The following is a 19,598-nucleotide window of genomic DNA, read 5'->3' as shown; positions in this document are numbered from 1 at the left end:
ATCTGCTATCGGCCATTTTCATCGCCCACAACTGCGGGCTATGCTGTGGGTCTTGTCCAATGCGCCGCGGAGACAGCATGACCCACCCTTTCGCCGCTATTCCAGGCTTCCTGCGTCTCAACCTGTTGTCTGTAAAGCTGTCGCCCTTGAGACTCCGGTCTCGTGACTTCGGGCTACGCCCAGCTATCGTGCTGATGCTTGCCCTTGTCATGGCGCTGCCCGGTCAAGCCATGGCTCAGAGCACCGCTGACGATAATCTACCCGTAGCGGAGATCCAGGCATTCTCCGAGGTCTTCGAGCGCATCAAGCGCGGCTACGTCGAGGATGTCGATGACGCCACGCTGCTCAAGAATGCCATGCGCGGCATGCTCAGCGAGCTCGACCCACACTCCGCCTATCTTGATCGCGACGCCTACGAGAACCTCCGTGAGACCACCGAGGGCGAATTTGGTGGCATCGGCATCGAGGTCGGCATGGAGAATGGCCAGTTGGTGGTCATCACTCCCATTGATGACACCCCTGCGGAACGCGCGGGTCTGCAGGCTCGCGATACCATTCTACGCATCGACGATACCCCGACGGATCGCATGAATCTGCAGGATGCGGTGGACCTGATGCGCGGCGAACCCGGTACCAGTATTCAGATTACGGTCGTCAGCGCCGGAGGGGGTTCACCGCGGACTATTTCCGTGACACGAGAAATCATTCGCACCGAGAGCGTCAAGAGCGAAATACTCGAGCCCGGCTACGGCTATCTGCGCATCAGCCAGTTCCAGTCACGTACCGGCAGCCAGGTCGTGGATGCACTGGACGAGTTGCGTGAGGATGGACCACTTTCCGGCCTGGTGCTCGATCTGCGCAATAACCCCGGCGGCGTACTACAGGCAGCTGTCGATGCAGTCGATGCCTTTGTCAGTCAAGGACTTATCGTTTATACCGAGGGCCGTCTGCCGGATAGCCAGATGAGTTTCTCGGCGACACCACGCACCGCCGAGCCCAATGTGCCGCTGGTCGTGCTGATCAATGGTGGTAGCGCTTCAGCCGCGGAGATCGTTGCCGGCGCGCTCCAGGACCAGCGTCGTGCAGTGATCATGGGTACCGAGAGCTTTGGCAAGGGCTCCGTCCAGCAGATCATGCCGCTGGGCAATGGCGAGGGCCTCAAGCTCACCACCGCGCTCTACTACACGCCCAATGGCCGCTCGATCCAGGCTCAAGGTATCGAACCGGATGTCGAAGTGGTCCGAGGACGCCTGCAAGTGGCAGAACAGAGCAACCTGCGCGTTCGCGAATCCGATCTTTCCGGTCACCTCGGCAACAACATCGAGGATGCAGCAGATTCTCGCAGCGAACGCCTCACCGATGACTATCAATTGGGTGAAGCGCTTAATCTGCTCAAGGCACTGAACGTTATCGGACAACGCTAGACCCGTCCCGACCTACCCAGCAACATGAACGGCCCGAGTCACAGGACTCGGGCCGTTTGCTTTGGTGGTCAGAGCCAGCCAGCAACTCACCGGCAGGAGTGAGGTAGGTGCCCCCGCTGCCCAGTTGCCTGCTGCATGATCAGACGCTTTAGCGGGCTGAGGCGGTTGACGCCGGAAAGACCGAGGTTACGTGCCAATGTCAGCGCTGGATGGCGTGCGCCGAACAACAGACGAAATCCGTCCATCAGTGCCAGCATCGAGGCGTTGTCGCCGCGTCGCCTCCGTTGGTAGCGTGCCAATTGCCATTCCTCACCTGGCTCACAGCCTCGTTGGCGGGCCTGCAGCAGTTCTTCGGCAAGTACCGCCGCATCCATCAAGCCAAGATTTACACCCTGACCTGCCAAGGGGTGGATGCTATGGGCTGCGTCACCAATCAGCACCAGTCCAGGCAGATAATAGCGTTCGGCATGCCGCTGACTCAGCGGGAAGCCGTGGACGTCATCCAGCACTTCCACCTTACCCAGCCGATGGTCGAAGGCCTGCGCCAATTCCTCAGCCACAGCTTCCCGGGCCAGTGTTGTCAGCCGCGCGGCGTGCTGCGGCGATGTCGACCACACGATCGAGCAGTAGTGGCTATCGCCCTCTACCGTCAACGGCAGGAACGCCAGCGGGCCAGTCGCCAGAAAAGCCTGACGCGCTGTAGCGGCATGAGGATGCGCAGTGCGGACCGTAGTAACCAGTGCATGATGGCCGGTATCACGCTCGCTGATCGCAATACCGGCCATGTCGCGCAATGGTGAACGTGCACCATCGGCGGCAACAATCAGCGAGGCGTTCAGCCGTGCACCACTCTCGAGCGCTACCTGTGGTGACTCGGGGTCATCACCCAGCGAGGCGACACGCTGCCCATACAACCTTGTGACATTGGGCATCTGCGCCAATCGTGATTCCAGCGCGGCCAGCACCACGTCGTTCTCGACGATATGCCCGAGCACCGGCACTCCCGCCTGGTCTGCACGAAAGCGGATATCGCCCGAGCCTTCGCCATCCCATACCTGCATAGCCGTATACGGTGTGGCGCGCCGTGCGCTGATCAGGGGCCAGACACCCAGGCCTTCAAGCAGGCGCTGGGAAACCGGGGTCAGGGCGCTGACTCTCGGCGATGGTAGACCTTCGCCGACACTCTCCAACGCCAACGCATCGGGACGCGGATCAACCATCGCTACCGACAGGCCTTCACGTCCCAGCAGAACAGCCAGCGTCGCACCCACCATACCGATACCAACCACCACCACATCATGCTGCTGATGGCCCAGTACGTCCTGCTGCATATGCTCTGTCTCCACGGTCATCCGAACTCCCTGCTCAGGGCAGCAACGCCGTCAACTCCGGCGAGGTCCGCGAGGCAGTAAACTCGATGATCTCGGCCTCGGCCAGCTGGTGAATACAGAACGGGTCCTGGGCCACGATCTGCTCCACTGCCTCAAGACTCTCGGCCACCGCAAGAATCACTCCTCCTGTACGAGGTACCTTACGTCCCGATGCAACAAAGACACCAGCGGCATAATAGTGATCGAGGTACTCGATATGCGCCGCCATCTGCGCCTCTACCTCGCTGAGTTCCCGCGTATAGGTCAATGAAATGATAAACATGACGAAATCCTGCCTTGCAGAAGTGGGTTATTGAGCAGAAGAGGTTTATCGAACAGTACCCCGGTCAACGCTCGCTGCCCATGGCGCGCCTGGCCAGTGCACGACGCAGCGGACCGGCAAGATTGAGGCCGATCAGCCCAGCCGCGCGGGCATGAGACAACCAGGGCTGGTCGATCCCGAACAGCCGGATCAAGCCGTCACTGAAACGAATCACGTTACGCCGATCACGGTCACGACGTGTCTCGAAATCGTGCATCGTCGCAGGGCTGCCTGGCACCTCCCCAGCATCGAGCCCGTTTTCGATCGCCTCTACCAGGTCCATGACGCTGCGCAGGGCAAGATTGAAGCCCTGACCAGCGACCGGGTGGAGAGCATGCGCCGCATTGCCGAGCACAGCCAGTCCTGGCCGAACGGTCTCATGCGCCTGCACCAGTGACAGAGGATAGGCATGACGGCTGCCCACCTTGAGAAAGCCTCCTGCACGATCACCGAAGCTGCTCTGCAGTTCGTCGAGAAATGCCTTGTCGGACAACTCGAGACGCCGCTGCTCAGTACCTGCTGGATGCGTCCACACCAACTCCATGGCCTGTCCGGGTAGCGGCAACAGTGCCATGGGCCCTTCCGCTGTAAAACGCTCATAAGCGACGCCCCGATGCGGGCGACTTACTGCGATATTGGCGATCAACGCAACCTGATCGTATGGCGTCGCTTCGCTGGTGATACCCAGCGCCTCCTTGAGGCCCGAACGCCCTCCATCAGCAAGCACCGTCAACCCCGCTTCGAGCACCTCACCGCTGGAGAGGGTCAGCCGGTGGCCACCGGCAATCGGTACGATCTGTTCGACGCTTGCTGGGCAGTGCCATTCCAGCGGCAGATCCGCCAGATGTCGGTGCAGCACCAGCCCCATCCAGGCGTTGGGAATTACGTAGCCCAACGCAGGCACACTCAACTCTTCTGCGCGTAGGCGAGTCGCCCCAAGGCGCCCGCGCTCGCTGACATGAATCAACGAAATCGGACTGGCCTCACGCTCCATGTCCGACCACACACCCAGTGTCTCGAAGTGCGCAGCAGAACCCGTGGCAATCGCACTGGCGCGCGCATCGAAGCTCGGCTGCCAGCTCTCCGGTGAGCCGTGCTTGCCCAGTGCGGCCGCTTCGATAACGGCTACACTCAGGCCATGGGTGTCGACCACTCCAGCCAGGGCCACACCGAGACTGGCACCCACCAACCCACCGCCAATGATAGCGACATCTACGCGACGGGCCTCTCCGCTAAAAGCCGCACCATTGGTGGCCTCACCGTTTTCTAGCGGTGCTGCTTCAGGTGTTGCTGCCGATGGCGTCGCACCATTCTGCTGAGCCATTATCGTATCCTGTAAAACCATTACGTAATCGATATTTAATTAGCTTGCTAATTGGTTATTCTGCATACACTGCCCTACCAATAGCTGCCACCTGGCCCTGACCCACTCGGCTTCGACAAGCCCGACGTCAATGAACCGGGCCAGGATTCTCATCGACCTCTTCAACCTGGGGACGCCCCGGATGCTGCTCGGTATACAGCAACATGGCGGCCATCCGTGCATGTTCCGTCAGAGCGAAGAGGTCATTCTCGTTCTCGCTGCTATCGTCAATATCGGTTTCCATTGCGGCAAGGCCAGCCAGGTCCTCGACCGCTTCTCGCAACGCCGATGACCAGGCCTTGCGCGGCTCCTCTCCCGCATCCTCGACCACTTCGAGAAAGCCCAGCGTCCACTCCTTGAGGCCCTGAGCACGCTCAGCAAGCGAGAACATCTCATCCGGCAACAACGGTTCGAAATTCAGCTCGCTGCTGGACAGTGCATCCAGAGTCTGACGGCGCCAGCCCAGAAGGCGCTCGGCACTCGCTTCATCGCGAGGCTGTTCGACACCAAGGCTGATGCAGATTTCGCCCAGCCATGCTTCAGCACTCAGGTCACGCAACGCCAATCCGGCGCACAGACGACCATCGAGAAAGGCCGGGGATTGCATGCTGCCATGCAGCAGAAAGACGTCGGCAAGGGTAGAAAAATCCTGGCGTTCGCTGATCAGTGACATGATATATCTCGCTGGAACCCCAGCACGGCGGGCGGGAATGACATTGACCACCTGCTCGGGGCTCTCTTATAGTGACTGGCATTCGTTGAGGTTGATGACAAACCGCTGCGCTGACCGTTTGTCAGCCTCCTCATGTATAGAATGGTAACGCATTGCCAACCGCTCGCGCTGCGTTCCTGCTCTTCCGTCGGAAAGTTGATCAACGTTGTTGATTGATATTTCCGCAGTCCCCCGGAGCCAGCCATGACCGATTCCTCTCGTCACAAGACAGAAATATCTCTTCTCGAGCGCACTTATACCTTTGCCTGCTCGGCAGAGGAGAAGGACAAGCTGGAGCGCGCAGGACGCTATCTGGATCGTGCGCTGCAAGGCATTCACTCTCAAGGCAAGATCATCGACCGTGAGAAAGTGACTATCATGGCCGCGCTCAACCTGGCCAACGAGCTACTCGAGCTGCGTGACGAGAAGCTGGCTGGAGAACAGAGTGTCAACGAATTGAGCGAACGTCTGGAGAAGGCCCTGGTCGACGCACCTCAGCGCAGCTGAGCCAATTGCGCCCAGGTCCTGGTTTTCACGTAAGCACGTGAGTTTGTCTTTGGGCCCGCCTTCCGGTCTGATAGAATGTTGGTGTTCCCTGGGGTGCGCGCCAGTCGTTTATCGTCCCTCGAGCCTATGAGCAGTACCCAGGGGGCCATATGCTAGCCAGGCCCGTGTGCATGTCCGTGCGACGGAAAGCCTGACGGTCTGGCTGCGGCCACCCACCTTGAACCGCTGGGTTCAAGGGCCAGAACGACAGCGGCATTCTGGGGAACTCCTGTCATGAGCAGTATCCGCGTAACAGACAATCTCGGAACAACCGTCAATACGGCATCCGAACACACCGCAACCCAATCCTGTTCCACCAGGTGCAGCGATACCGAACATAGCACCCTGACTCGCGCACAGCTGCGTCGTCTTCTTCGCCAGCGTCGACGCCAGCTCAGTTCGGCCGAACAGCGCCATGCCAGTCAGCAGTTGTGTCGACAGCTACGCTGCCTCCCCGAGATGCTTTCAGCCCGTCATGTGGCACTTTACCTGCCCAATGACGGAGAAATCGATCCCGTGCCACTACTTTCCTGGCTGAGCCAGCGCAATGCCCGCGCCTATCTTCCAGTGCTTCGGCCTCTCGCGGATAACGCCCTGTGGTTTGTACGCTATGACGCGCGAACACCGATGATTCGCAACCGTTTCGGCATTGCCGAACCAGCGACTCGCTTCGGTGCTCACCGTGCGCGCCGTCGGCCTGCCTGGGCACTGGATGTGATCCTGCTACCACTGGTGGGTTTCGACGACCAGGGCCAGCGCATTGGCATGGGAGGCGGATTCTACGACCGCACCCTGGCCTTCACGCATCCGCAGCGGGACGCTGGTGGGCCACGTCCCAAACTGATCGGACTGGCCCATGAGGTTCAGCACGTCGATTCACTCCCGGTAGCCAGCTGGGACGTGCCTCTTGATGCCATTGTCAGTGATACTCAAGTTATAAGACCCCAGCGCCGCAAATCATGAAGCGGCATCAAGACATCATATATTGAGAGTCAAACGCAATCCGGCCGTCACATAGGACGGCCGGATAAAATAGCTGATTTAGAGAACGCTGTTCGTAAATTGTCGCTAATACATTTATTATCGATTTAGCGATATCCACACAGTGTCAAAGCCCCCTGATGCCACCTGGCATCATATCGGTTCCCAACACTGCAGGAAGCTGGGTGAGCCTAGCCGCCCACCAGAGCTTGTGCGTAGCCGGTCGCCACAACGCCGATACCAAACACCAGTACCAGTGCCGCAACAAGATCAGGCTTGCGTTTCATTACTTGCTCCCTTACATGGCCATTAATGGCCACACATTTACTATTCAGGTTGTCGATTTATATCATGACATTGCAACAACTGATTCAGACTATAGGCCCACACTTGCTATATGACAAACATCACATGCAGACAGGCTGAAACGGCGTAGAACCGCTTTAGCTCAAGTGTTCCCAAGTAAGTCAGCACTCGCACGCGAAGGATACGCCCGTTACTGGCAAGATGCTACAGCTTGTAACACGTTCAGCAAAATTCCCTGGCCTTTGTCGGCAAGTTCTTTCAGATGAGGACGACTTTACGCCACGCAAAGACGGCGCAACACCGTTACAGAGTGCTTACTTCCCCGCAGCTCGCACACGTCGGCAACGCGGGCGAGCTGATCCCGAGATAAGCTGGGCTCTATACCAGCAACTGGCGCTAGGCCATGAACAAGCGATAAGCGGGATTATCGCTTTCCTTCCAGTACCGGTAACCAATCTCGTCGAAGTGCTCCTCGACGTGATTGCGATCTCCATTGGGCAACTGCATGCCGACCAACACACGGCCATAGGCAGCACCATGGTTGCGGTAATGGAACAGTGAGATATTCCAGTCCTGCGGCAAGTGAGTGAGGAAATTCATCAGTGCCCCGGGGCGCTCGGGGAATTCGAAGCGATAGACCTCTTCCTCGAAGTGTGACTGAGGTCGCCCCCCGCCAAGGTGGCGAATGTGCAGCTTGGCCAACTCGTTATCGGTAAGGTCCTCGACCGGATATCCCGCCTCGACCAGTTTGTCGATCACTGCCTGGCGGTCTTCACCGCCTGGCTTGACCTGAATACCGACAAAGATGTGGGCACTCTCGGCGTCGGCGTAGCGGTAATTGAACTCGGTGACCATACGCTTGCCGATGGTGCGACAGAATTTCTTGAAACTGCCCGGACGCTCCGGAATGGTCACGGCGAGTATCGCCTCGCGCTGTTCGCCCAGTTCGGTGCGCTCGGCGATATGCTGCAGACGGTCGAAGTTGGTATTGGCACCGGAATTGACGCAGATGAGCGTCTGGTTTTCGACGCCGGTCTGCTGGATATACTTCTTGAGCCCGGCCAGTGACAGAGCACCGGAGGTTTCCGACACCGCACGGGTGTCATCGAAGATATCCTTGACCGCCGCACACATCTCGTCGGTATTGACGGTGATGACATCATCGATCAGGTCTCGACACAGATCGAATGGAACCTTGCCGATCTGAGCTACCGCCACCCCTTCAGCAAACACTCCAACCTGATCCAGCGTCACGCGCTTACCCGCGTTCAGTGCCGCCTTGAGGCAAGCACTGTCCTCGGACTCGACACCGATTACCTTGATATCCGGACGCAAGTACTTGATATAGGCCGCCATGCCGGCAATAAGCCCGCCCCCACCGACCGGCACGAACACCGCATCAATCGGGCCACTGTGCTGGCGTAGAATCTCCATCGCCACGGTGCCCTGACCCGCCACCACGTCGATATCGTCAAACGGTGGGATATAGGTATAGCCGTGCTCCTTGACCAGCTCGGCGGCATGCTCGGCGGCAGCAGCAAAGGCATCGCCCTTGAGCACTACCTTCGCTCCCCAGCCACGCACCGCAGCAACCTTGATCTCAGGCGTGATGCGCGGCATGACGATGATCGCCTTGACGCCCATCTGTCTCGCCGCCATGGCCAACCCCTGGGCATGATTGCCCGCCGAGGCGGCGATCACACCACGACTCTTCTGTTCGTCGTTGAGCTGCGCCATCTTGTTGTAGGCACCACGAATCTTGAAGGAGTGAACCGGCTGAAGATCCTCACGCTTGATCAGAATCTGATTGTTGAAGCGGCGTGACAGCATGAGCGCCGGAGAGATCGGCGTTTCCCGGGCGGCATCATAGACCCGGGCCTGGAGAATCTTCTTGACGGTAGCTTCTAGCATTCGAGGCGTCCAGCGAGGTAGGAACGAGGTAAGGGAAAGCGACAAAAGCCCCTATTGTTAGCATTCAGATGCCCCAGCCGTCCAGCGACACGTCGGCGTGATGCGCCCGATGCACTGAAATGCGGACTCCTACAAGACACCGCTCTGCTTCCTCTATAATGGGCGACCGCGACAGCGGTTCGCTGTTTGAAGATTTATTCCACTGCCCCCATTCCACTGCGAGCTCATCATGACTCAGGACGAACTCAAGGACGCCGTTGCTGCTGCAGCCATCAAAGAGGTCCGCCCGATGCTGGGCAAGGACATCGTGATCGGTATCGGCACCGGATCAACCGCCAACTTCTTCATCGATCGGCTGGCGGAACTGCGTAGCGACTTCCGCGGTGCAGTCGCCAGTAGCGAAGCCAGTGCACAGCGCCTCAAGGGCCATGGCATCGATGTCTTCGAGCTCAATGAGGTCGGCACTATGCCTGTCTATATCGATGGCGCAGACGAAGTGAACGCTCACTTACACATGATCAAAGGCGGGGGCGCCGCGCTGACTCGCGAGAAGATCGTTGCCGCCTGCTGCAAGACCTTCATCTGCATTGCCGACGCCTCGAAGCGGGTTGAGCAGCTGGGCGACTTTCCGCTGCCGATTGAAGTCATTCCCATGGCACGCTCCTACGTCGCCCGTGAGCTGGTCAAGCTGGGCGCAGACCCGGTCTACCGTCAGGGAGTGGTGACCGACAACGGCAACCAGATTCTGGACTGCTACGAGTTCATGATTGATGACCCAGTGGCCATGGAAGCACGTCTCAACGCTATCGTCGGAGTTGTCACCAACGGTCTGTTCGCCGCGCGTCCCGCCGATGTACTGCTGTTGGGTGCCGAAGATGGGGTCAGCCGCCACCTGGCGACCTGATACGCCTGTTGCCGCGACTGCGGTTGTCTGCACAGGCAGCCGCAGTCGCGGCAGTGTTATCCACTCGAGCGAGCGGCATCACTATGAGGAGGATACAGCACTTGCAACCCTTCGAGCGTCGCCGCCAACGCCCCACGATGAGTCTCGATAACGGCCAGAGCTGCCTCGCTCAGACGCTGGCGCTGCTCCACATCCTCCAGCAGAGCCGTCACTCTCTCGGCAAGTTCATCACCATCCGCAACCTCGACCAGCGCTCCCGCATCGCGTAATACCTCAGCGACATCCAGGAAGTTGTCCAGAGCCGCTCCTGTCACCACCGGTACGCCCATCACTGCGGGCTCCAGCAGGTTATGGCCGCCGATCGGCACCAGGCTGCCACCGACAAAAGCCACATCCGCAGCGCCATAGAGCATCTGTAACTCGCCAATGGTATCGCCGAGATAGACTTCCGCACTGGCACTGGGGGTGCGCCCCAGAGAACGGCGCACTGTTACCAGCCCTGAGTCCTGACACAGCCTGGCGACCTCATCGAAACGCTGAGGGTGGCGTGGCACCAATACCAGCAGCGCATCGGCAAAGCGCTCACGAACGCGCCTGTGCGCCTGCAGTACCTGCTGGTCTTCGCCTGCATGGGTGGAGCCCGCCACCCATACCGGGCGGTGTCCAATCGCCGCATGCAACTCACGCCCCATGCGCCGTGACCCATCATCGACGGAAATATCGAACTTCATCGAGCCCACTACGCTGGTGTGTGCCGAGCTCATGCCCAATTCCCGAAAACGCGCTGCATCAGGCTCGGATTTGGCGGCGAGCCAATCGACACAGGACAGGCTCTGTTGCATCAACCAATTGAGGCGCCGATAGCCCTGAAAGGCACGTGGCGACAGTCGACCATTGACCACCGCTATCGGAATCCGGCGACGGGCACAAGCATGCAGCAGATTGGGCCACAGCTCGGTCTCGAAGAAGATCGCCATCTGCGGCGACAGGCGCTCGATGAAGCGCCGTGCGGCACCGGGGAAATCCAACGCCAGAAATACATGACTCAGCGGGGCGGCGGCTTCCACTTCAGGCACATCGTCCATCAATGCAGCCACTCGCTCCGCGCCTGTTGCGGTCATGGTCGAAACCACCAGTGCATGATCGGAATACTTGAGGCGCAATTCGCGAATCAGTGGACGTGCCGCCAGCACCTCGCCAACCGAGGCACAATGCAGCCACAGGCGTGGCCTGTTATCTTCCGGCAGATCAAGGCAACCCAGACGCTCGGCCCGTGGGCGGCCCGGCACCTGCTCACGCCACACTCGCTGCCAGATCAGCGGCGACAGCAGGGTCAGCGCCGCCGAATAGGCATGCCGTGTCCATGCATGGCGACCAGTCATCAGCTCTCGCGATCAAGAATGGTGGAAATCATCGCCGTCGTGGATACACCATCCTCGAAGCCCAATACCTTCACCTCACCTCCAGCACGGATCACTGCCTCTCCTCCGGCAATTTCGTCAGGGCGATAATCTCCCCCCTTGACCAGCACGTCAGGCAACACCGACTCGATCAATCGTGCCGGTGTGTCCTCGCTGAAGGGCACGACCCAGTCGACAGCGCCAAGCCCGGCCAAAACCTGCATACGGCGCTGTACCGGGTTGATCGGCCGTGTAGGCCCCTTGAGGCGACTGATCGAAGCATCATCATTGACCGCCACGATCAATCGATCACCCAGTTTGCGCGCTTGCTCCAGATAGGCCACATGTCCGGCGTGCAGGATGTCAAAACAACCGTTGGTCATCACCACTTTCTCGCCTCGCGCCTGTGCAGCACGCACCGCCAGCGCGAGTGGCGACTCATCGATGATGCCGAACTCGGCCAGCTTGTCGCCATGCAATGCCGTATACAGCTCGGCGATCGACAGTGTGGCGGTACCCGGCTTGGCAACCACCAGCCCTGCCGCGAGGTTGGACAGCGTCATCGCTTCTGCAAAGCCGTGTCCCGCAGCCAGCGCCAGTCCCAACACGGCAATCACGGTATCTCCAGCACCCGTCACATCATAGACCTCACGAGCACGGGTCGGCAGATGCAGCGGATCATGGCCTTCACGGATCAGTGTCATGCCCTTTTCACTGCGCGTGATGAGCAATGCCTCAAGCTCCAGATCGGCACGTAGCGCTTCACCCTTACGCGCCAGCTCTTCATCACTGCCACAGGGCCCCACTACGGTCTCGAACTCCGCCAGGTTCGGCGTAATCATGCTGGCACCGCGGTAACGGCTGAAGTCTGAGCCCTTGGGGTCGACCAGCACACGCTTGCCGGTGCTGCGGATATGTGAAATGACCCATTCGATATTGGCCAGGGTACCCTTGCCGTAATCCGAGAGGATCACAAGGTCCGCCTGACTGACGGCATCAGCCAACTGCGGTGCGAGACCGCGTGTGTCGACCTTGTCCAACCCATCCTCGAAGTCGAGACGAATGAGTTGCTGGTTGCGACTCATCACCCGAAGTTTGGTGATCGTCGGAATACCGGGCGTGCGATGAAAGTAAGTGCTCACACCCACCTCATCGAGGCGCTGTTCGAGGCGGTCGGCATTGTCGTCATCACCCACCAGACCAGCCAGCGCTGCATGAGCGCCGAGTGAGGCGATGTTCAGCGCGACGTTGGCCGCACCACCGGGGCGATCCTCACACTCCTCGACCCGCACGACCGGAACTGGAGCCTCAGGAGAGATACGCGAGGTACCACCGTGCCAATAGCGGTCGAGCATTACATCGCCCACTGTCAGCACGCGCGAGCGCTCCAGCGCCGTGAGATCAAGCTTCATCGGGTGACTCCCTTTCGAGGTCGGAAGGATTGGCGGCGGGCTCCAACAGGCGATCGAGCATATCGATGACATCCTCGGCATGGATCAGTGACATGGCGTCAGGGTGACGGACACGTCGCCCCCAACCAACATCGCTGGGATCCTCGTTCAGATACTCACGCACCGCATCAGGGTAACGATTGACCACATGCTCGCGCCATAGATACGGCGCGGCACGATCCGGATTGGTCGTGGCATACAGGCCAACCACCGGTGTGTTCAGTGCGTTGGCCATGTGCACAGGCCCCGAGTCGGGCGCGATTACCGCCTGTGCACCATCGATCAGCGCCAGCAATCCCTTGAGCGAGGTGCCACCAATCGCATCGATGACCGCAACGCTCTGGCACAGATTACGAATACGCTGCCCCATTTCACGTTCCTGGGTACTACCGCCGCCAGTCATCACCGTCTTGAGACCGTATTGGCACCAGACATGTTCCACCACGGCGGCATAGCCCTCAGCCGACCAGTTGCGGAAGTTGCGCAACCGCGGATTGGCACAGGGACTGATCAACACATAACCGGCGCCCTGCGTCAGCCGCTGGGCTTCATCGCGAGCCGCATCGGGAATCGGCAGTTGCCAGTCCAGCGTACAGTCCTCGACGCCAAGCAGACGCGCGAAATCCATGAACGTCTCCAACACATGGGCTCGCGGGCGCGGTTCGATCTGACGCTGGGTGAACCAGTATTGACGGTCCTTGGCGCGCTGACGATCGAATCCGACACGCACATCGGCCTTGAGCCCCAGCGACAATACGCTGGCACGCAATGCCTGCTGCATGTGCAGCAGAACATCAAAGCGCTGATCGGCCAGCTGCCGCCATAGTTGGCGCATACCGGCCAGCCCTGTGGACTTGTCGTAGACGACGAACTCGACCCCTGACAGACCGGCCAGTAGACTGTGTTCGCCCTTGCCGATGATCCAGGTAATACGGGCATCGGGCCACTGGCGCTGTAAAGCGCGCACAGTGGGCACCAGATTGCAGACATCGCCCAGGGCGGATAGCCGCAGCACACCAATGTGAGTGGGACGAGCGGGCAGAGGATGCTTCATGCGTTTGGCAACGTATCAATCCGGAAAGGTAGGCATTCTATACGATGCCACCAGTTTATGTGACGCCGAGCAGGTGCCACAAATCGGCGCGGACCTGCTCGACCCTGAATACTGGCAACGCCAGGAGCTGGTGGTGGGCCAGGCCCCCGGTCGCGGACAGAGTCTGTTTCTCAATGTAGGCGAACAACAGTGGGTGCTCCGCCCCTATCGGCGAGGAGGCCTGATCGCGCGCCTTTCCAGTGACCGGTACACCTGGACCGGACTACAACGCACTCGCGCATTCCGCGAGATGCGTTTGACTGCCACGCTGCATGACGCCGGACTTCCCGTGCCACGCCCGATTCTCGCCGGTGTCGAGCGCAACGGACTGAGCTACCGTGCCGCCTTGATCACTCAGCGCCTACCACAAACCATCGCGCTGGCTGAGCACTTGACCCATTCCCCTCTCGATGTCCCTCTTCTCGAAGAGGTCGGCCGCGTGATTCGTCGCTTTCACGATCATGGCCTCGACCACGTCGATCTCAATGCCCGCAACCTGCTGATCGACGACCAGCAGGCGGTATGGCTGATCGACCTCGACCGTTGCCGACTGCGTTCTCCTGGGCGTTGGCGTCAATCCAATCTGGAGCGTCTGCAACGCTCCTTCCAGCGCTTCTGTCCTGAGCAGGCATCAGCGGCTATGAAAGCCGTGAAGCATGGATATGACAACGAACACAATGATAGTAAGCATTCACTTACATCCTGAGCCAGCCCTGAATAACAGCACCATTCAGCCCACGTCGAGCACCTCCTGGTAGACATCTACCAGCGCTGCAATATGCGTCGACATCTGGAAGTATGTGAACACTCGCTCACGCGCATTCTCGCCCAGAGAGATGCGCAGCGAAGCGTCACCCGTCAGTTCAGCCATGGCGTTGCTCCACTCCACAGGCGCCTCGGGATCGGCCAGCCGACCACTATGGATATCCAGCAGCTCGGGAATCGCCCCACTGGCAGAGCCGATCACGGCCTTGCCGGCGGCCATGGCCTCGACCACTGTCAGCCCGAAAGCCTCATTGCGAGATGGTACGCAGACGACATCGAGAATCTCGAACAAACGCGCCAGGTCGCGCCGGAAGCCGGTAAAGGTGACATGCTCAGCAATGCCCTGTTGTGCAACCAACTGCTGCAACTCGGTAACATACTCCTCGCGACTGCCCTCCGCCGCCGATAACCCACCGATTAGTACGGCGTGCACCTTGAGTTCGGGGTGCTCGCGCAACAGATCGGCAAAGGCTTGCAGAAATATTCGCTGGCCCTTGCCTGGCGTCAAACGTCCTGCAACCCCCAGGGTCAGGCTATCCAGTGGAACGCCGAGACTGGTGCGCAACGCGCGACGCTCACCAGCATCGAGACGCGGCGCCTGACCCAGGGGATCGATGCCGAGATAAAGGCGCTGGATACGCTCGGGAGGCAGCGGAAAGGCCTTGAGATTACGCTTGCGGGTCGCCTCACTGATCGACAGCAATCGGCTGACATGCCCATAGGCCCAGCGATGATAGAGATCCTTCTTGGGTCGGGTGACGCCCATATGGTCGGTAAAGATCACCTTGATTCTGGAGTTCAGCGTTGCCAGAAGAGCAGCAAGGCGCAAGTCGCTCGACTTGTGGCAATGCAGCAGGCGGATGTCGTGCTTGCGCAGGAAGCCGAGTATCCGCCGCAGCTGCCACAGTGCTGCGCTGCGCGAACGTATGGTCAGCGGCTCGATACCGGCGTCCTGCATACTGCTGGCGACCCGCGAACCGTCCAGCGCAAGTCCGTACACTTGCCACCCCTGAGCCGTCAGCTCCGGTATAATCCGAGACGGATACATTTCCAGTCCGCCCCAGCCATCCGACAGGCAGATCTGCATGACCTTGGGTTTCGTGACACCATGACTCAAGCGGGTCTCCTCCTTGTTTTACGATACGGGTGCTTTACGATGCGGGGCTCTGGCCGCTCGGACGATGTTTGCCCATGACTTCAGTCACTTCTTCTGCGCCACATGTTCTAGTGGTACGCAATGACAAGCTAGGCGACTTCATGCTCGCCTGGCCAGCTCTGGCGATGCTCAAGGCAGCCTCCCCCCAGCCACACATCAGCGTGCTGGTACCTGGCTATACCGCGCCGATGGCTGAAGCCTGCCCCTGGGTCGACGCGGTGATTGTCGATCCTGGTGACGCCGCTCCCCGGCGGGCTCAGTGCGAACTGCTGGGAAGACTCCGAGAACAGCGTTTCGATGCGCTGCTGACATTGTTTTCTACCCCGCGTATCGGCTGGCTGGGTTGGCGTGCCGGTATCCGAATGCGCATGGCACCGGCCACCAAATGGGCCCAGATATTCTACAACCAACGTATCGCCCAGCGCCGCTCGCACTCGGCAAAACCTGAATATCGCTACAATCAGGAGCTGGCCGGAACACTGATCGACAAGCTCGGACTCACTCCCGCTCCAGTGGCGCCGCCATACTGGCCGGATGGCGCCGCCCAGCGCCCTGCCCAACGCCAGCGCCTGGCCGAACAGTTACCTCTGACAACGAATCGCCATTGGTGTTTTCTGCACCCCGGCAGTGGTGGCTCTGCGGTGAATCTCAGCCTGAGCGCCTATGCCAGACTGGTCGACGAGATCGATCACCGCATGCTTGCTCACGGACAACAACGACCACAGTGGATAATTACCGCTGGTCCCGGTGAGGAACAGAATGCCGATTCACTGGTCGATACTCTGGTCAACCAAGGCGCCAGCGCTTTCCGTCAACCACCACAACAGGGGCTGGCCGCCTTTGCGCTCAGCCTGGCCGCCGCCGATATATTCATTGCTGGCTCGACCGGCCCGTTGCATGTCGCCGGTTGTCTCGACCTGGTGACGGCCGGTTTCTATCCCGCACGTCGCTCGGCAACCCCCTTACGCTGGCAGACCTGTAATGGCGAAGGCCGTCGTCTGGCCTTTCATCCTCCGCCTGAGGCTGGAGAAACCGACATGTCCACGATCGACCTTGACGCTGCGGCAACCGAGATTGCCGAACGGCTCACCATGATCGAGACTTCCAGCCATCCCGATTGCTCTGGCGAGGCTTCATGACCGCAATTACCGGAATCATCATCACGCTCAACGAGCAGGACAACGTCGAGGAGGCAATTGCCTCTCTCCAGCCGGTGTGTGAAGAAATCATCGTCGTCGACTCGGGCAGCACGGACAATACCGTGGCCCTTGCCGAAGCCGCCGGTGCCAGGGTCATTCATCAACCCTATCTCGGCGACGGCCCACAGAAGGCATTTGCCGTCCCCCAGGCGCGCAATGACTGGATCCTTGCACTGGATGCCGACGAGCGCCTCGACCAGGACGCGGTCAGCGCCATTCGCGACCTGTCCCTCGATGATCCACGCAAGGCCTATCGCTTCCGGCGACGCAACTTCGCTGGTCGCCACTGGATTCGCGCCGCCGGTTTCTACCCCGATGCTGTCACGCGCCTCTACAATCGCACCACTTCCGGATATCTACCCAAGAAGGCGCATTCTTCCGTCGAGGCCCCGGAAGTGGTCGATCTAGAGGCACATCTCAGCCACTTCACCTATCGCGATCTGTCCCACTGGATAACCCGCATCGATCAACTGTCCACCCGCGACGCCTGGGCAATGAAAGAACGTGGTGTGGCCGCTTCCGCCTGGCAGCCAGCAATCCATGCACTGACAGCCCTGATCCGCAAGCTGATCCTCAAGGGTGGATTGCTGCAGGGACAGGACGGTATGACAGTGGCCATGACAACGGCGTTTCATGCTTACATGAAGTATGCAAAGCTGAACGAACTGTACGAAAACGAGCAAGCTGGACGTGACGCGGACACTCATCGCTGACCGACAACGTCGGCGAATGACCCAGAAACCACCACCCCACGCTTCGGCTTCCAGGGAGGGAGACCGTGGATTACTGTCCGCGGCTCAGCAGGCAAGACAACCATGCGATTGTTGGAATTGATACCTCATGCCTGGCTACGCTGGGCGGTGCTTACTCTCCTCGGACTGGCTATTGGTCAAAGTCTGGTCATGGCGACTCGTCTGACCGTCTGGACCCAGCCACCGCTCCTCCTGCTATGGCTACTGTTCGCCTGGTATTGGCGCTGGGGTGCACCAGCGACGTCAGTTGACCACCCGGGAGTCCGTCACTCGAAAGCCATTCCCTGGGCACTGGTCCCCTTGATGTTCTGGGGCATCTTCGACTATCTGGCCAACAGTTTCGGCAAGGTCGACATGGGGGCAGTATTCTTCCATCTGCAGGCCGGCATCTCCCAACATGGCGGTACCGAGAGAACGGTTGCCGCCGTCTTTCATACGCTGGGGACAGGCCTGGTGCTGCTCGCCTATAGCTGGCTGGTACGTCGTGACGGGCGCTGGCATCGCTGGGACCGATATCTCGCAGTGCTGTTGCTGGCCTGCAACCCGATGTTCTACAGCATGGGCCAACGTGGCGCAGCAGTCGTGGCAGACCCCGGCGCGTGGCTGGAACGCCGCTATGTGGAGCCCGTCATTCTCGAAGCGCCAAGACGCCCCCCCAACCTGCTGGTCCTATACCTGGAAAGTCTCGAGCGGACCTATGGAGATACGCAGCGTTTCGGTGATGCCTATGGTGATATCGCCGCTCTCGAACCTCGCGCCGTGGTATTCGACAATGTTCGTCAGATCGACAATACCGGCTGGACCACGGCCGGTATGATTGCCAGCCAGTGTGGTACCCCGCTGATGCCCGCAGGGTTACTGCACGACCGTCAGTTCGAACCGCTGCATCATGTCGTGCCTGGTGTACGTTGCCTCGGAGACCTGCTCAATGACGAAGGCTATCGCCTGACCTTCATGGGTGGTGCCAGTACCCAGTTTGCCGGCAAGGGCCTGTTCTATCGTGACCATGGTTTCGACCGTGCGCTTGGTCGGGAAGAACTCTCACCACGCCTTGAAGACCCGGACTATCTCAATAGCTGGGGACTCTACGACGACAGCCTGTATCGCATGGTTGCCACGGAAGTACAGAAGCTCGACAGCAAACCCGGCCCCTGGGCGATGGTCGCTCTCAACCTCTCGGCTCACGCTCCGGTGGGCTATCCATCACAATCCTGTCTCGATCACTTCGGCGAATACGATGGTGTCGACATCCTCTATTCGGTGAGGTGCTCGGCCTGGTTGACTCGCAATCTGATCGAGCGCCTCGAGCGCAAGGGGCTTCTGGAGAATACCCTGGTGGTGATTGCCAGCGATCACCTGACCATGCGCGTGTCCGAGTGGGATGCTCTGAACGCCAGTGAACGCACCAACACACTGATGATGATGGGTAATGGGCTGACGCCACGACGAATCCACCGCTCTGCCACCACCATGGACACCCTACCGACTCTGCTCGAGGCCATGGGTTTCACCATCGACTGGCACCGTGCCGGACTGGGCGTATCGCTGCTGTCTGGGGAACCGACTCTGTTGCAGCGCCACGGAATGGAAGAGGTCAACCGCTACATGCGCGAGGAAACCGCTCTCCAGGAACGCCTGTGGCAAGGTCTGGCCCCGCAGATCCACAACGACGGCCAACCCGCGGAGCCCCCCGCGGTTCCTACGGCACCGGAACAACCTTGATCCGACCACGGTTTCCGGCTACCCCGGAAGCCGTGCGCACGCAGCTCGCTTGAGCTCAGTATCTTCCCCTATCCCTTCCACCGCCTCCTCTTTCAGTCTTTCTGTGCCTCGCCTTCCCAGATCACTGCTGTCCGAATCGCTACACAATTATTCGGCATGATTCTTCAGAAGATAGAGCCGTTACACACACCCATATCAAAAGATGATGGCAGCCATATCTA

The 19,598-nt window shown here is 59.7% G+C and carries 17 protein-coding genes and 1 other RNA gene; 9 read left to right on the top strand and 9 right to left on the bottom strand.

Annotated elements, in window-relative coordinates:
- Positions 1-194 precede the first annotated feature (194 nt).
- Positions 195-1,424, top strand: coding sequence for a S41 family peptidase (locus AR456_RS00155; RefSeq protein WP_155829297.1), 1,230 nt, complete (start codon positions 195-197; stop codon positions 1,422-1,424).
- Between the two features lie 86 nt (positions 1,425-1,510).
- Here the strand turns inward: AR456_RS00155 and AR456_RS00150 are convergent, their stop codons facing one another.
- From AR456_RS00150 to AR456_RS00135, 4 genes are all read right to left on the bottom strand, one after another.
- Positions 1,511-2,776: a UbiH/UbiF/VisC/COQ6 family ubiquinone biosynthesis hydroxylase gene (locus AR456_RS00150; protein ID WP_021819553.1), complete on the bottom strand. Its 1,266-nt coding sequence runs from the start codon at positions 2,774-2,776 to the stop codon at positions 1,511-1,513.
- Between the two features lie 13 nt (positions 2,777-2,789).
- On the bottom strand, positions 2,790-3,077 hold the full coding sequence (locus AR456_RS00145) for a YciI family protein (RefSeq protein WP_021819552.1): 288 nt from the start codon (positions 3,075-3,077) through the stop codon (positions 2,790-2,792).
- 64 nt (positions 3,078-3,141) lie between these two features.
- Complete coding sequence (ubiH, locus tag AR456_RS00140; protein ID WP_021819551.1) at positions 3,142-4,440, bottom strand: 2-octaprenyl-6-methoxyphenyl hydroxylase; 1,299 nt, start codon at positions 4,438-4,440, stop codon at positions 3,142-3,144.
- Positions 4,441-4,567: 127 nt separating this feature from the next.
- A complete protein-coding gene (locus AR456_RS00135) occupies positions 4,568-5,152 on the bottom strand; it encodes a UPF0149 family protein (protein ID WP_021819550.1) in 585 nt (194 codons plus the stop codon).
- A 243-nt stretch (positions 5,153-5,395) separates the two neighbouring features.
- On the opposite strand from AR456_RS00135, the gene AR456_RS00130 reads away from it, so the two are divergent.
- The 3 genes from AR456_RS00130 (at position 5,396) to AR456_RS00125 (ending at position 6,700) form a co-directional block, all read left to right on the top strand.
- Positions 5,396-5,698: a cell division protein ZapA gene (locus AR456_RS00130; protein WP_021819549.1), complete on the top strand. Its 303-nt coding sequence runs from the start codon at positions 5,396-5,398 to the stop codon at positions 5,696-5,698.
- An 82-nt stretch (positions 5,699-5,780) separates the two neighbouring features.
- A non-coding RNA gene (gene ssrS / locus AR456_RS20750) (6S RNA) lies at positions 5,781-5,966 on the top strand.
- A gap of 5 nt (positions 5,967-5,971) precedes the next feature.
- Entirely contained in the window at positions 5,972-6,700 is a 729-nt protein-coding gene (locus AR456_RS00125; protein WP_021819548.1) for a 5-formyltetrahydrofolate cyclo-ligase, read from the top strand.
- A 720-nt stretch (positions 6,701-7,420) separates the two neighbouring features.
- On the opposite strand, the gene ilvA is transcribed toward AR456_RS00125, so the two are convergent.
- Entirely contained in the window at positions 7,421-8,935 is a 1,515-nt protein-coding gene (gene ilvA, locus AR456_RS00120; RefSeq protein ID WP_021819546.1) for a threonine ammonia-lyase, biosynthetic, read from the bottom strand.
- Between the two features lie 229 nt (positions 8,936-9,164).
- On the opposite strand from ilvA, the gene rpiA reads away from it, so the two are divergent.
- Positions 9,165-9,839 carry a ribose-5-phosphate isomerase RpiA gene (gene rpiA / locus AR456_RS00115; protein ID WP_021819545.1) on the top strand — a complete coding sequence of 225 codons (675 nt, stop codon included), beginning with the start codon at positions 9,165-9,167 and terminating at the stop codon, positions 9,837-9,839.
- A 56-nt stretch (positions 9,840-9,895) separates the two neighbouring features.
- Here rpiA and waaA read toward each other — a convergent pair whose 3' ends face one another.
- From waaA to AR456_RS00100, 3 genes are read right to left on the bottom strand one after another with little or no spacing between them, the layout of a single operon-like run.
- Positions 9,896-11,221 carry a lipid IV(A) 3-deoxy-D-manno-octulosonic acid transferase gene (gene waaA / locus AR456_RS00110; RefSeq protein WP_021819544.1) on the bottom strand — a complete coding sequence of 442 codons (1,326 nt, stop codon included), beginning with the start codon at positions 11,219-11,221 and terminating at the stop codon, positions 9,896-9,898.
- Positions 11,221-12,651 (bottom strand): bifunctional D-glycero-beta-D-manno-heptose-7-phosphate kinase/D-glycero-beta-D-manno-heptose 1-phosphate adenylyltransferase HldE, encoded by a 1,431-nt coding sequence (gene hldE, locus AR456_RS00105; RefSeq protein WP_021819543.1) that lies wholly within the window; start codon positions 12,649-12,651, stop codon positions 11,221-11,223. Before hldE ends, waaA begins: the two co-directional genes overlap by 1 nt.
- Complete coding sequence (locus AR456_RS00100) at positions 12,641-13,744, bottom strand: glycosyltransferase family 9 protein (RefSeq protein ID WP_021819542.1); 1,104 nt, start codon at positions 13,742-13,744, stop codon at positions 12,641-12,643. Before AR456_RS00100 ends, hldE begins: the two co-directional genes overlap by 11 nt.
- On the opposite strand from AR456_RS00100, the gene AR456_RS00095 reads away from it, so the two are divergent.
- On the top strand, positions 13,743-14,489 hold the full coding sequence (locus tag AR456_RS00095; protein WP_021819541.1) for a 3-deoxy-D-manno-octulosonic acid kinase: 747 nt from the start codon (positions 13,743-13,745) through the stop codon (positions 14,487-14,489). The genes AR456_RS00100 and AR456_RS00095 overlap by 2 nt on opposite strands.
- A 24-nt stretch (positions 14,490-14,513) precedes the next feature.
- Here AR456_RS00095 and AR456_RS00090 read toward each other — a convergent pair whose 3' ends face one another.
- Entirely contained in the window at positions 14,514-15,665 is a 1,152-nt protein-coding gene (locus AR456_RS00090; RefSeq protein ID WP_021819540.1) for a glycosyltransferase family 4 protein, read from the bottom strand.
- Between the two features lie 74 nt (positions 15,666-15,739).
- On the opposite strand from AR456_RS00090, the gene AR456_RS00085 reads away from it, so the two are divergent.
- The 3 genes from AR456_RS00085 (at position 15,740) to AR456_RS00075 (ending at position 19,377) form a co-directional block, all read left to right on the top strand.
- On the top strand, positions 15,740-16,843 hold the full coding sequence (locus AR456_RS00085; protein WP_031208202.1) for a glycosyltransferase family 9 protein: 1,104 nt from the start codon (positions 15,740-15,742) through the stop codon (positions 16,841-16,843).
- The gene (locus AR456_RS00080; protein WP_021819538.1) at positions 16,840-17,616 is read left to right on the top strand and encodes a glycosyltransferase family 2 protein; all 777 of its coding nucleotides are present in this window, start codon (positions 16,840-16,842) and stop codon (positions 17,614-17,616) included. Before AR456_RS00085 ends, AR456_RS00080 begins: the two co-directional genes overlap by 4 nt.
- A gap of 102 nt (positions 17,617-17,718) precedes the next feature.
- The gene (locus AR456_RS00075; protein WP_021819537.1) at positions 17,719-19,377 is read left to right on the top strand and encodes a sulfatase-like hydrolase/transferase; all 1,659 of its coding nucleotides are present in this window, start codon (positions 17,719-17,721) and stop codon (positions 19,375-19,377) included.
- Positions 19,378-19,598: the final 221 nt, after the last annotated feature.

Origin of the sequence: Halomonas huangheensis, from assembly GCF_001431725.1 — a bacterium.
Taxonomy (GTDB): Bacteria; Pseudomonadota; Gammaproteobacteria; order Pseudomonadales; family Halomonadaceae; genus Halomonas; species Halomonas huangheensis.
This window is presented reverse-complemented; position numbering and strand designations above follow the sequence as displayed.